The organism is Legionella gresilensis, assembly GCF_900639865.1.
In the GTDB taxonomy this organism is placed as follows: Bacteria; Pseudomonadota; Gammaproteobacteria; order Legionellales; family Legionellaceae; genus Legionella_C; species Legionella_C gresilensis.
This window is the reverse complement of record NZ_CAAAHX010000004.1, coordinates 325,775-339,697: the sequence shown is the minus strand read 5'-3', so window position 1 is coordinate 339,697 and position 13,923 is coordinate 325,775. Positions and strand designations below refer to the sequence as shown.

Sequence of the window (13,923 nt, the reverse complement as noted above, 5' to 3'; positions counted from 1 at the left end):
TTTTTCTTAAGATAAAAAGGCAACCTGTTTATCTTTTATAGCGAATAATTTTATATTATCCTTCGAGCCCACTATTTCATTAGGTATTTTTAATTTAAATCCTACTCTTGTTAATGTGGGGTTATTAAAATAATTAGCCACGTCAGCTCGATCTAGATTAACGCCATCAATAAAAACAACGCGATTATTAGCAATAACACCTACATAATCGGCAGGCATTTTCGCGTCAGTAAAAGCTGCCCAACCATATATTGTAATATGATCCCCTTCTTGTGTAATGGAATCAACGGCGCCACCTTTAACCTCCCCTTCAGGAAATCGAGCCCATAGCTCTCCCTCCAAGCTGATATAAACCCCTTTTTCATCTTTCGACAACTGCGCATTCTTCATAATTAGCTTATATACTTCCTTTCTTTTAGCTAAGTCTACATCAGTATATTGATGCATTTTTGGATCGTTTAATTTTTTTAAACTTTCATATAAATCTGGATTAGGAACAAATCGCATTGAGCGCTCAACTCGCTCCTCTATTACGACGTCAGGATTTTCTTGTAAGACAAGTTGTACAAATTGTTCATTATCCGGCATCCCCCAAAAATAAACTACTCGCTTAAAGCCAGAAGAAAAATATCTAGACATACCAGAGGTAAATGAGTCATGGAAAATTAGCAAAGTTCTGGTTTTAAACGGCGCGTAGGTGGCTCCTGTTTTAAATGCGTTTTGTTTAAATCCTAAAGGATCAAGTAATTGAGCTGGGTAAAAGTAATTTTTATCTGGCTCAGGAACAATATCTTCCTCTAACAAATTAAGCCTAGCCATTACCGCTAAATCTCTTTTAGTTTTTGGTCCATTTTTAAAATTTTCTCGTTTATATAAGATTGTATTAGGTAGATAGTCATTTCCTAATGATTTCATAATATTCAAATACCCCAAATAAGCACCGTATGATGTCCAATGCGTATCTGTTCGAAAGTAGAGTTTAGGTCTATCTGGGGTTTTATTTTCTTTTAAAATAGGTAATAAATCTATCACGTAAGGATTAGAGCCTAAATAAGTCATTAGCTCCTGAAAACGAGAGAAATTATGCCTTTTATGACTAGCAGGTAAATACTCTGAAAAGATACTGTGTTTATCTGGAGGGATTACAAAACGATATTTTATTCCCTTACTAGCTAGCCATGTCCCCCTTTCCTTTATGGTTAAGGCCCATTTTTCTAATTCCTCTGGTGATAAATGCTCTTTTCCTTGAATATCTTCTAAACTTCTATCGTCACTATAAAATAACCAGTCGTTTTTCCCAACAATAACTCTGGGCGAGCCAGACTCTTTAAATAAATAATGGACAGCTTGATTATATAGATCTAAAAAATAACTACGAAAACCAAAATTGTCATTAAAGTAGGCTTCAAAGTCATGAGGGAATAGCTTAAAGCCTTCCCTAGATAAAATAAGTTTAGGCCGCTTATTATGGACTCTTTGTTCTGCAGCATCAACACTCGTTAATTTAATCCCAATTAAAGGTAGCGTTAATAACATAATAAAAAAAAGAACGAGTAAATAATTGAAAAATTGTTCCTTATTTAAATTTTCCATATCAAAACCTAAAATAAATAAACGGGTTATAGGTTGTAGTAGCTAACTTAGAGACACTACCAATTAGAATAAATGATGTTACTGCGAAACGTGTAGCCATCAAAGACAAGCTGGCATCAGATAGCTGTAGGCCCTCTACAAATTTTATATAACCCTTTTGCACATGCGCAGGGAATAACCGATTACGCCAGTCACGTGCCAGAAAGGTTAAAATTGGGCAAGATGTGATGATCGCAACAATAAGGATAAAAAATGTATAGCTATTTAAATAGATAGCCATTTCTGGTGTAAAACCATGCCCATGCCCCCCTAGAAACATAGTTTTAAGGTACACTAAAGCATAAATTAAGGTGTCAGCTCTAAAGAAAACCCAGCCAATCATGACCATAAGTAAGGTATAAATATGCCCCATATAGGCTGGCGCGTTATCAATTTTTTTCCCAAAACCACCTCGTTCAATCACCAAAAGAATACCATGAAACATACCCCAAATTACAAAATTCCAGCTTGCTCCATGCCATAATCCACAAAGAAAAAAAACAGTAAATAGATTAAACCGTACCCGCCACCAAGATCCTCTATTTCCACCTAAAGGAATATATAAATAGTCTCTAAACCAAGTTGACAACGATAAGTGCCATCTGCGCCAAAACTCTCGTACCGATCGTGAAATATAGGGATAATTGAAATTTTCGGTCAACTCAAAACCAAATAAACGTGCCAGACCAACAGCCATGTCAGAATAACCTGAAAAATCAAAGTAAATTTGTAATGTATAGCAAATAAGCCCAAACCAAGCTATAGAAGTAGATAAAGAAGAATTAGGTGTATTAAATGCCTGATCAGCAATCTGACCTAAAGTATTAGCAATAAGAATTTTTTTACCTAATCCAAATACAAAGCGCTCTATTCCTGATGAAAACCTCGCTATTGAATTCGTTCGATTTAATAATTGTTTAGCAATATCGTGATAACGTATGATAGGGCCAGCAACAAGTTGAGGAAAGAAAGAAATATAAAGGCCCATATTGAGCGGGTTTCGTAATACATAGCCTTGACCTCTATAAACATCAACAATATAAGATATGGCATGAAAAGTGAAAAAGGATATACCTACAGGTAAAATAACATTATGAACATCTAAGTTAAAATGGAGTACTTTAAATAAAACTATATTAAAACTCGATATTAAAAAAGCAGCATATTTATAATAAGCTAACGTAATTAAATTAACACTAACGCCAAATCCTAATATTAGAAATTTCCCTTTCTTATCCGAAATAGTTGCAATACCTAGTCCAATTGCCCAGTTAAATAAAATAGAACTTATCATCAGCAAAACATATAAGGGTTCACCCCAAGCATAAAAAAACAAGCTTCCTAAAAGGAGAATAATGTTTCTGTAACGCGGATGTAATAAATAGTATAAGCTGAGCAATAAGGGTAAAAATAAGAAAAGAAAAACAGGCGAGCTAAATACCATAATCTTCCTTAATAAAAATGATCAATCGAAAAATATAGAAAATAAGTTATCTTTTACCTATTTAAATAACTATTTCCTAACTTATATTAAGTGGCTTTTAATTATTTAGTTTGCCTATTATTCAAATAACTCTGCTTTACACAATGGTAAACCCTGCCCGTCTTTTTGTGAAATTTGTGGTTGCTCATCAGTGGGCCAATCAATAGCTAGATCAACGTCATCCCATTTGATACAACGTTCATGTTCAGGTGCCCAATAATCGGTTGTTTTATAAAGTACCTCAGCAGTTTCTGATAAAACAACGAAACCATGTGCAAAACCCTCAGGCACCCAAAGTTGTTTTTTATTTTCTGCAGAAAGTATTTCACTTACCCACTGGCCAAATGTTGATGAAGAAGCTCGAATATCGACAGCTACATCAAAGATAGCGCCGGAAGTCACCCGAACTAATTTACCTTGTGCTTGTTTAATCTGATAATGAAGGCCACGTAAAACATTTTTTCCAGAACGTGAATGATTATCCTGAACAAAACGGACTGAACGCCCAATGATTTCTTCAAAATGAGCCTGGTTAAAACTTTCAAAGAAAAATCCGCGAGCATCTTCAAATACTTTAGGCTGCAATAAGATTACATCTGGAATTTTTAATCGCGTTGCTTTCATTAAACTACCTCTTCACTAAAGTGCCTCTAAAAGGCTCATACCCATTTCACTATCTGCAAGGATAATAAATTACCAATCTTTTTCAAAACGATTTTATTCCACGAAAGTATTCTAATCCCTAAAATTTTCATACTGTAACGGTATTTTAATATCTGATTTTTTAAGTAGTGCAATTGTTTCTTGCAAATCATCACGCTTTTTACCTGTTACGCGTATTTTATCACCCTGAATAGAGGTTTGTACTTTCAGTTTATGGTCTTTAATTAATTTTATAATTTCTTTCGCAGTAGGTTGATCTATCCCTTGCTTAAATTTCATATTTAAAGAATATGTTTTACCACTATGAATAGGCTCGTCTTCTATTTCTGTACCTGCTGCGCTGACATTACGCTTGGTGCAGTGATTACGAAACATATCTTCTAATTGACGAACCTGAAAATCTGATTCAGATTTTAGAGTTACCGTTAAATCATTGAGTTCAACACTGGATTGTACACCGCGAAAATCAAAGCGGGTTGCTATTTCACGGCTAGTATTCTCAACAGCATGGCGTAACTCAACTGTATTAATTTCTGAAACAATATCAAAGGAAGGCATAGTTTTTCTAAGAAAGTTTTTGCATTATATTATCAGGATATCAACGCTTTGAAAATTATCTTGTAGAGTGACTTATAAATACAATAGTATTATTTATAGAAAGAAAAATTCATTTTTTTAGCCTAGCTTGTTTCATTTTCTCGGAGATTTTTATGGTTGATATTGCTGTTATAGTCAATAGTAAGGCAAAAAATGCAAATCAACTTACTCCTTATCTAGAAGGACTAACTAAGCAAAATGTTGCTTATCAACTTTATAAAACTCATCCTGCAAATTTAGAAGAAACTATAAAACAGTGCCAATTAAATCACCCTATTTTATTAGTAGGTGGAGGAGATGGCACAATTCGTAGTGCAGCGCAATGGTGTGCAAATACTAAAACAATACTTGGTGTTTTACCTTTAGGTACGCTAAATCATTTTGCTAAAGAGTTAGACCTACCTTCTACAGTAGATGAATTAATAGATGCTATACAAAAGCACTCAACTAGCCTTATCGATTGCGCCGAAGTGAATGGCAATGTTTTTATTAACAACTCTTCAATCGGTTTTTATCCAAAACTTGCTGAAAAGCGAGATTATTACACGAAATTTTATAACAAGTGGATAAGCTATATACCCAGCTTCATTAAAGCGCTCTTTTATCATAGAAGCTACTCCCTTCTCATAAAATGCAATGACTTTAATATCCTACTTAAATCATCCTTTTTTATGATTAGTAATAATCTTTACTCTTATGAATTTCCTTTAAGTTATGTTCGCGATAGCTTTAACGATGCGAAATTAGGCATTTATTATTTTAAGCACGGCAAACTACGTTTGTTTGAAATTCTACGTGTTTTATTTACAAAAAAGCACAATTTTGAAATTAAGCAAACGCAATATCCAGTTGAAGTAACGGTGCATTACAAAGAAAAGATAAACATTTCTCTTGATGGTGATACGCTCACTGTTACAACGCCCTTAACGTATAGAAGTCTCCCTAAATCTCTTATTTTATTAACTAAAAATTATGAAAATAGCTCATATCTCTGATCTACATTTTGGTATGCATAATAAGCAAATCTTAAACGCTTTTATGAATGACATAGCAGAGCATAAGCCAGATGCTGTCATCATTTCAGGTGATTTAACCCAGCGTGCTAAGGCTTGGCAATTTGAACAATTTAAAGATTTTATTAATCGATTATCCGCTTTAGTGCTGACTGTACCAGGGAACCATGATATTCCTCTTCATAATCCAATAGCGCGACTATTTTTTCCTTTCCAAAATTATAAACAGTATGTCACGAATGATTTAACTATCACTTATAGTAATGAAGAAGTACGTATTTTAGGTATTAACAGTGTTAACCCATATCAAGTAAAAGATGGACAGCTTTCACATAAAAATTTAGCGACAATTACGCGTTATTTCGATATCCAAGATACCAAATTAAATATATTATTTTTCCATCATAATTTTGATTATCTTGAGGGATTGCATAAACCTTTGGAAAATGATCAAGAGTTTTTGCATTATTTAAAACAAAGTACCGTCGACATTGTATGTACTGGTCACTTACATTATGCTCATTTAGGCTTAATCGAAAAAAATGATAATTATTCCTGTCTTGTACTACATGCCGGCTCAATGATGTGTGAGCGAAGTAAAGACGGATTAAATAGTTATTATATCATTGAGAATAATCATCAAGCTTGCCGTATTCATTGGCGCGTATTTTGTGAAAATCAATTTATAACTCGCACTATTCATCATATTGATTTTTCCAATAAACACGCTTTATTAGAAAGTATCATGCAACCAGCTGAGGAAGTGTAAATACCTTAAGAACTTATTTGACTATAGGTGATTTTTAGAATTACTATAATTCAGCATGCTTTAAATAGATTCATATATTATTAATTGAATTCAATTTATAGTAATTATTTAGTTAATATAATCATTAAATTAAAAGAATAAAAATGATAAACAGCGTATTATTTTTTAATAAATTTTTAGGAAGTTCTTCAACATCGACTTTGCCCAAGATTATTTTATTGATGGGTGGTCCAGGCAGCGGTAAAGGAGTATTAGCTAAGCAGCTACCCAACACTAATCACTTTTCTATAGGTGAATCATTAAGAACTATTATTAATAATCCAAAGCACCCCAAGGCTCAATTATTTAAACAGCGTATAGAACAAGGTAAGCTTTTAAACGATCAAGAAGTTATCGAAGTAATGAACCAAGCTGATGCATTTAAACAAACAAAGCCTGTTTTACTTGATGGATTTCCGAGAACGTTAATGCAATGGCATCTTTTTAAGAATTACTATGGCTCACCTGCTGCTGTCATAGACTTAGCAGTCTCTAAGGATATTATGCGTAGTCGTTTATTAAGCCGGGGCCGTAAAGATGATAAGGTCGATGTTATCAATTACAGAATTGAAGATTATTTTAACAATACTCGCCCCATGGCAAATAAAATATTATCAGAAACAACTAATGCTTTAAGGATTAATGCCTCGACTTTGAATCCGAAAGAAATAGCTGAAATTACTAAAAAGTTTCTTGAAAGTAAACATATTTATCCCCTTGATAACCAATCAAAGGAACTTACCTCAGTACAACCTTAAAATAGGAAATTATTAATCTTCCTTGGGGTAAATAACTGAATCTTTATGCTCATCGTGCCATATTTCTTCTTCGCTTAAGCGCGTTTCGATGAGCTCAATAGGCATACCGCATTCGTTAATAATAGCAACTTTAAAGCCAGAAAATGGTTCATAAGGGCCAAGTATGACCTCTTTACCAACAATGGCTTTTATAAGATCGTCTACTTTAAACGCAATATGTGGCTTTGATCTTATTAACGCGTGCAAGGGCGAATCTGATTCAAAGCGATGATATTGGATACGAAATTCATTTTCCTGACCGCCACTGGTATACATTTTAAAGGTTGAGCTGTATCGCTCATTAGGTTGTATAGTTGTTGTTGGTATGCCTATATGATGAAATGCATAAGTTACCGTTTGTACTTTCATAATTAGAAATACCTCGTTTAAATAAATCTAATTATACCTTGATACGAAAAAGGTTGTAAATTGATTGTTTTTTCACCTATTATCAACTAAAAGTTGATAATATCTTAGGTAAATCATGGGATTTTATAACCATAATCAGATTAAATGTTTTTTAAAGGTTGCAGAGTTAGGCAATTTTACTTTAGCGGCACATAACTTACATTTAACGACTACTGCCATAAGCAAGCAAATAAAAAACTTAGAACAAAACTTAAGAGAACAGTTATTCCAACGCTCTACACGTCAAGTTAAATTAACAGAATTTGGTATTTTGTTTTATCAACGCTGTAAACTCATAGCAAATGAAATAGAGTCTATTGAGCACTTTGTTGAATCAAGTAAAGAAATACCGCAAGGTGAATTGAAAATTCTTGTTTCTACCATTACATCTAAAGATTGGATACTTAAGCATCTTCATAGTTTTATGAATCATTATCCTAAAATAAATTTAGAAATTATTTTTTCTGAAGAAGATGCTGATTTAGCGAGAGATGATATTGATATTATGGTTGGCTTTCCAGTTATTCCACCGGTCACTGAAGCCCTAAAATATAAAAAATTATTTCAAACTAACAATATTCTTTGCGGCTCAAAAGAATTCATTGCCTACTATGGGAAGCCGGAGACGGCTAATGAGTTACTACACTATAAAATCATTTCCCATACACTACGTAAACCAGCAAATTTTTTGCCTCTTGCTAATGGAAATCAATTGCCTTGTGCTAATCCAATTTTATATATGAATAATTTTGATGCGCTTAATCAAGCTTGCTTAGCTGGTATCGGTTTGTTTTTAACTGGCGATACCTTAGTTAAGCATTGGCTTGAAAGCGGAGATTTGATTCAAGTATTACCTCAATATCAATTTAGACAGTATGAAATTTTTATATTTTATCGCGCTTACAACTACGAATTACCTAAAATTCGAGTTTTTCTTAATTTTTTTTCTAAAACTTAAAATTATAATTAGCTTTTAAAGAGCGCTGCACTCTATTTTATATTCAAAGCTTAAATAAATTTATTTAAGGTGCGACATTGGATTGAAATGTTTCCTCCGGAGCCTCTTTTGTAGTTTTAATTACCATTTCCACTAATGCCTTACTTAATTCTTTATTAAAATTTGGCTCAGCTCTGAAAAAGCCATTCGCTACTCTACTACTTTGTTGATTTGTATTATCAGTATTACCTAAAGCTCCGACACATAGACAATTTAAATCCCTTAGCTGCTCACGTATATAATTAATTGTATTTTGGCTTTCATTATCGTTTGCAGGAAAACATCTTTCAAGTTCGATGTCTAATTCCTGCGCTGTAGCATAAGTTGCATACAATAATAATGTATTAAATGCTGTTATTCGAATGCTACGTTCTTTTTCATCTGGAGTCCTATTAAAGATACGATGTACATTATCAATAAATTTCTCTTTTTGCTCTACATATGAGCCTATTTTGTTAAGCTTATTCATTAAGTACTCCTGATTAAACCAGTCACAAATTAAGATTTTGAAAAGATATTTGCCCTACTGACTTTATCCGTTATTAGGTTTGACAGCAATACTTGTTAGTAAAAAAACATGATGCTAATTCAAAAAGCAAAATATCCAGTATTTTGTTTATTAATCAAAGATAGATGATTGCAAATGAGCACCAAATTTAAGGGAGAAACTATTTGAGCTTAGAGTTTAAAATTGTTCTTTATTCTTTCACTCTTTATCATCAAAGACACATAAATCTGATAAATTTTATTGGTCGATTAAACGTTGCCTAAGAATTTTCCCAACTTTAATGTCGTGTGGGTTATGGGGATAGTTTTGAGGATCATTGAAAGACATCTTCACGTAATTATTTTTCCTATATAAGTGATACGCTTCACGAGATGACGGGACTAAAACTTCCTTTATATTTTGCTCAGCCAACCACTTCTCACAATATTTAAGAAAAAGACTGCCGAAACCTAAATTACGATACCGCTCCTCAATAACTATTATTCTTAATATAGCTTTATTGTTAGAGCATAATTGAATATGTGCATAGCCAATGATTGTCGACTCTTTATATAAGATAAGATGCTTATGGGAAGAATCTTTAAAAGTCCAATGATAAAGGTCATTCATGGTACCTTTATCAAAAAATTTTTGACGCAGGTTTTTTACTGCTTCCCACTCTCGCTTGGTTAAAGCTTGGACCATTCTTAAACCTGTAAAACCGCTTTTATTATCAATAGTTGCGATAAAGGCCTCTTTACCTTCACAATAATTTAAAATATCATCAGGGTATTTTAACGCTAACTCTTTTTTAAGTTGAGCGTAAGCCTCTCTATCATCAGCATGCGCGCACATCCAGTCGCGAAATTTCAGATGCCTATCAATCTCGGAATTGCCCACTTCAAATATATGAACATGATGGGTGCGCTTATCACCTTGGAACTTCTGAAAGTAACGCCGAAAAGGAATACCATATTCACCACGATAGCAGTAGCCGATAGCTACCATTTGACTGACAGCATTCCCTACTAATGAAATATCTTTTACAACGGGTAAAATATCAATGATAGGCTTAGCGCTTAGGCCTGGAACAGCCGTCGAACCAATATGGTAGATTGTAATGCAATTAGCACCTAAGGCTTCTTTAATTAAGCTTGCTTCTGCTAAAAAAAGCTCGGGCCAATTATTTTCATAAGCCACTACCTCTACAATGTTGCTCATACTTTTTCTTAAAATTAGTGTAAATAATTTGTTTAGTAAAAAATAAGTTAATCTACTTTTCTGTAGTACTTCTAAAGATTATTTTACTCATTATCAAATTAAAACCAAAATAATTCTCAGACAGCTGAAGCAGAGGCCACAACTAAGCTAGGCAAAATATTTAGACCTAACTTAAGCTATAAAGTAATTTAAAAAAGATGGGCCTACTTTGTGGCCCATCTTAATCATTGCGTTATATCATTTGATTTGATATATCTATCGGTTGAGTTGCTGTGATAGCTTTACTTAGGATATCTTCTACAAGTCTATCCGGCTCTTGAATTAAGCATTGTTTGCGAACTTCCTTTAAGCAACCATACTGCCCATAAAGCAACATCATCTTTAACAGCTCACTTTCACTGCCTGGGTGTGATAACTTCTCTTTAATTGGTGCAGGGTTAAGAATAGTCATTTCAATACTATCGTTGCCACTTTTTCTAAACGTTAAATAGGCACTTCCATCCTTATCTTGAAGAACTATATTAAAGTCATAATTTAACACAGCGAATAGAGATTCAATTTGAAATTGCGGTTTTTGCAGCTGTGCGATAAATAAACCACTAGCGTTGCGTGCGCTTACATTCAACCGTTTTTTATTAAAGAAAGAGGTTAAGTGTGAAAGTGCGCCTTTTTCCTCATGGATAATTAAATTTTTTGCACCGTGAGTGTTTATCGTTGCGATCAGAGGTGGCGTTTCACCACGACGAATGTTTGTGTTGTAAACATCAATGTTTGAATTAGGTTGACAGTATGCAATTAAGCTGAGGCTTGCTGTTTTATGCATATGCAGCAAGCTCGAGGTATTTACATGGCGTCCTTTATCAGCTGAACTAGAGTCCTCCTGAATAGCTCGATTATAAGAACGGTTTACCACTTCAGATGCATCATCTAAACAGGCACAAACGATAACCGAATTTTTATTGGTTTCTACCAAAGCTCGGTGAGCTGGTTTATAAGTAACACCATCCACTATCATATTCGGTCTTTTATCTTTTAAAGAACGCATTCTATCTTCAACAATTTCACTTACTAAATAAGCGCTATCTTGAGTACGGATAAACATTTGATCCGTTTGCTGACATTCAAAGCCATCAGTAGCAGGTAAATAAATACCTCGATAATCATCAGTAGCCATTGACACATAATCTAGTCGCTGATCTTGATGAATATATTGGTTAGAGATAGTACTCTTACCACTTGCTGCTGGGCCAATAAAAACGTAATCTTTATTTTCACCAATTGGAAATTGCGGCTTCTTGTGTAAGTCTTCTTGACGGGCAAATTGGTCAAAATACTTATCCAAAAATGCTGCCATAACTTGGTTACTTAGTCGCTTGCGAACTTTATTTTTTTCCATTTCTAAGCAAGATTTAAATTTAAAATCATATTCAGAAGTATCTTCAGCAACATCAGGATAAAGCCGGCTCATACGTTGCTTTGCTTTTTCCTGACAATCTTCATAAAAATGCGTTTCAGCTAAAGGCGCCATTTTAGTTGACATCTCTTGCCAATCTACCATTAATTTATCTGAGATGTCTGAAGACAATATTTTATACCACAGCTGCTGGGCTGTTTTATTAACATCTTCAATATCAACGCGATAATCTGTAATTAATCTTGCTGCAATATTTAAAAAAAGAGCAGTCGAAAATTTAGGCACTAATACATCCGTTAGCCACTCTTCTTGAGCAACTTGTGCATGTTTAAGCTGCTCATCAAGAATGCCTTCCATAAAATTAGGCTGTAAAATTCGATTGTGGATCTGTTGCAAGTATTTTTCTTTATTAGTCCAAGCTTTAAAACTTTTAAGCGTTAATATATGTCGCATACTATATTGGCGATAAGCTTCCGTCCTTGCTTCGTCTAAAGTGATAGTAGGCAATTTAAAAGGCTTAGTAGGAATACTAAATTGCTTTGTGAAGTCATCTACATCTGTTTGCACAGCTGGCTTTGCTACTTGTTCTTTTTGATAATTTTGTAAAGCTTGTCTGTGGTAGCTTAAACAATTTTCTTTTAAATGAGTTAATAAGCTCATTTTGAGTTCTTCTCTAAAAATAACTTTTGCAGAAATTAGGTGACCTGACTCATCTGTCAAAGATGCACTTTTAGATGTCTTTTTATTAAAGACTTTAACTACAGGGCTATTTTCAACTAAAGCATCTATTAAGGAATCCCACTTTAAGCACCAAATCTCATCTTGGTTACTAAATTCAATTAGTTCATCTTTATGTCCATGCAAAATAATGTTTTTAACAAATTCACTAAAATTTCCATCCGTTTTAGGAAAGGCTTCATTAGGAAATAATAATGGCGTTTTATCGTAAAAGCTTTTTAAATTTTTTAAATGACTTATTAATTGTAAAATTTGTATATCAAATGCTCCATCTTGCTTGTCCATAGATGCAGCAAGGTGAATAAAGTTATCCATTAAATCTCTAACAGCATCAATTTCGGCCTTAATATAGGTACTCATCTCACTATGATTTTTGGCCTGCTCTGTAACAAGATTTAATTGCTGAATATAACGTAGGCAACTATCATCAATTAAATGATGAATCACTTGCGGTAAATTTCCTGCATTTAGCCACTGATTTAATAGGAGTTTTGCTTCTTCTCTCTGTATAAAACAGCTAGGTGGTAAATTAGTTGAATGAAGCTCAGGATTAAATTCTTTTTTAATAAAATCTATCGCCCTATCTCGCAATGAAGCTGTATTATTTAAAGCTAAGCGATTAGTATGCCCCCTTGCTGCTGTGATTTTAAGAATATTGGGTAAATATTGTTTTAACTCTTCCTCCGTAGTTTGCTCATCAATTTGATTATTGATTTCACTAAAACGAATAGTATCTCTAAGGAGTTCCCCATTATCTTTTAATATAGTGTAATTCAAGTAACCATAATTAAGGGTTACATAAAGCATGCCTTTTTTGTAACGATCAGCACTTGGAATTTGCAGCGTAATATCAGTACTTATAGATTGAAGAAATGGTAGCAATGTATCTCGAGTTATAATTTCTGGCGCTACAACTTTTACCTCTTTTTGATAGTTATTAAATTCGATAGCCAATTGACGAGTAAATGCCTGTAAAAAATTCTCATATATTGGATTGGCTGTAAGTAAACTGATTAACTGTTCAAAATCATCTTCATCTCTAATTTTTACTAAATTTGGCGCATTCTTCGCTAACTTTTTTTGCTCAAGCAAGAATTCTTTAAATATTTTTTCTAATTCCTGTAAGTTGGTTATCCCTGCATCTTTTAAAATAGCTAAAGAAATTACTCGATCTTTCGTTGCACCGAGTTTGAAGGCAAATTTTTCTAAAAATAAATGATAATTTGGATAACTATATAATTGCTTAATTACATGTTGCAGAATAAAATCATTATATGAAGTGTTTGAATTTATTTTCTCAATTATTTTATCAGCAACTTTAATTCCTTTTTTCTCTAAATTTTGTAAAATAATAACTGCGATATTATTCCAGTTAACTTCATCATTTTTTAAATAAGAGGAATAGTTATTAATTATTAAGTTTTCGAATACGTCAGTTAAATTTTGCTTATTATTATAGCGATTTATTTCTTTATTTTTTATCAAAGTTTTCATGTCTACTCTAATTTTTATTAAAATTTTCTCAACTTTAACAAAGAAAAATTAAGAGAACCTGAAGAGAAAGAAAGTAAAATGAAATTAGGTCATTAAGGATTATGAATAATTGATTATCCTTAGTTATTGATTTAATTATATTTTTAAATATTTTAAAAAATTTTATTTATT

12 protein-coding genes are annotated in these 13,923 nt (G+C 33.0%); 4 read left to right on the top strand and 8 right to left on the bottom strand.

Annotated elements, in window-relative coordinates; translation table 11 throughout:
* Positions 1 to 6: 6 nt before the first annotated feature.
* The 4 genes from E1P04_RS06860 to E1P04_RS06845 all read right to left on the bottom strand — a co-directional run bounded on the left by E1P04_RS06860 (position 7) and on the right by E1P04_RS06845 (position 4,336).
* Positions 7 to 1,593, bottom strand: coding sequence for an alginate O-acetyltransferase AlgX-related protein (locus E1P04_RS06860; protein ID WP_131782172.1), 1,587 nt, complete (start codon positions 1,591 to 1,593; stop codon positions 7 to 9).
* A gap of 1 nt (position 1,594) precedes the next feature.
* Positions 1,595 to 3,076: an MBOAT family O-acyltransferase gene (locus E1P04_RS06855; RefSeq protein ID WP_131782171.1), complete on the bottom strand. Its 1,482-nt coding sequence runs from the start codon at positions 3,074 to 3,076 to the stop codon at positions 1,595 to 1,597.
* Positions 3,077 to 3,193: 117 nt separating this feature from the next.
* A complete protein-coding gene (gene rfbC, locus E1P04_RS06850; protein ID WP_131782170.1) occupies positions 3,194 to 3,739 on the bottom strand; it encodes a dTDP-4-dehydrorhamnose 3,5-epimerase in 546 nt (181 codons plus the stop codon).
* A 111-nt stretch (positions 3,740 to 3,850) separates the two neighbouring features.
* Complete coding sequence (locus tag E1P04_RS06845; protein WP_131782169.1) at positions 3,851 to 4,336, bottom strand: YajQ family cyclic di-GMP-binding protein; 486 nt, start codon at positions 4,334 to 4,336, stop codon at positions 3,851 to 3,853.
* 152 nt (positions 4,337 to 4,488) lie between these two features.
* Between E1P04_RS06845 and E1P04_RS06840 the strand changes: the two genes are divergently transcribed.
* The 3 genes from E1P04_RS06840 (at position 4,489) to E1P04_RS06830 (ending at position 6,954) form a co-directional block, all read left to right on the top strand.
* Positions 4,489 to 5,370 carry a diacylglycerol/lipid kinase family protein gene (locus tag E1P04_RS06840; protein ID WP_131782168.1) on the top strand — a complete coding sequence of 294 codons (882 nt, stop codon included), beginning with the start codon at positions 4,489 to 4,491 and terminating at the stop codon, positions 5,368 to 5,370.
* Complete coding sequence (locus tag E1P04_RS06835) at positions 5,348 to 6,157, top strand: metallophosphoesterase family protein (RefSeq protein WP_131782167.1); 810 nt, start codon at positions 5,348 to 5,350, stop codon at positions 6,155 to 6,157. Before E1P04_RS06840 ends, E1P04_RS06835 begins: the two co-directional genes overlap by 23 nt.
* Positions 6,158 to 6,300: 143 nt before the next feature.
* The gene (locus tag E1P04_RS06830) at positions 6,301 to 6,954 is read left to right on the top strand and encodes a nucleoside monophosphate kinase (RefSeq protein WP_131782166.1); all 654 of its coding nucleotides are present in this window, start codon (positions 6,301 to 6,303) and stop codon (positions 6,952 to 6,954) included.
* Between the two features lie 12 nt (positions 6,955 to 6,966).
* On the opposite strand, the gene E1P04_RS06825 is transcribed toward E1P04_RS06830, so the two are convergent.
* Positions 6,967 to 7,362: a hypothetical protein gene (locus E1P04_RS06825; RefSeq protein ID WP_131782165.1), complete on the bottom strand. Its 396-nt coding sequence runs from the start codon at positions 7,360 to 7,362 to the stop codon at positions 6,967 to 6,969.
* A gap of 115 nt (positions 7,363 to 7,477) precedes the next feature.
* Between E1P04_RS06825 and E1P04_RS06820 the strand changes: the two genes are divergently transcribed.
* Positions 7,478 to 8,359, top strand: a complete 882-nt coding sequence (locus E1P04_RS06820) for a LysR family transcriptional regulator (protein ID WP_131782164.1) — start codon at positions 7,478 to 7,480, stop codon at positions 8,357 to 8,359.
* Between the two features lie 64 nt (positions 8,360 to 8,423).
* On the opposite strand, the gene E1P04_RS06815 is transcribed toward E1P04_RS06820, so the two are convergent.
* The 3 genes from E1P04_RS06815 to E1P04_RS06805 all read right to left on the bottom strand — a co-directional run bounded on the left by E1P04_RS06815 (position 8,424) and on the right by E1P04_RS06805 (position 13,752).
* Positions 8,424 to 8,867, bottom strand: a complete 444-nt coding sequence (locus tag E1P04_RS06815) for a hypothetical protein (protein WP_131782163.1) — start codon at positions 8,865 to 8,867, stop codon at positions 8,424 to 8,426.
* Positions 8,868 to 9,143: 276 nt separating this feature from the next.
* Entirely contained in the window at positions 9,144 to 10,106 is a 963-nt protein-coding gene (locus E1P04_RS06810; RefSeq protein ID WP_131782162.1) for a bifunctional GrpB family protein/GNAT family N-acetyltransferase, read from the bottom strand.
* Positions 10,107 to 10,338: 232 nt separating this feature from the next.
* Positions 10,339 to 13,752 (bottom strand): hypothetical protein, encoded by a 3,414-nt coding sequence (locus E1P04_RS06805; protein ID WP_131782161.1) that lies wholly within the window; start codon positions 13,750 to 13,752, stop codon positions 10,339 to 10,341.
* Between the last annotated feature and the right edge of the window lie 171 nt (positions 13,753 to 13,923).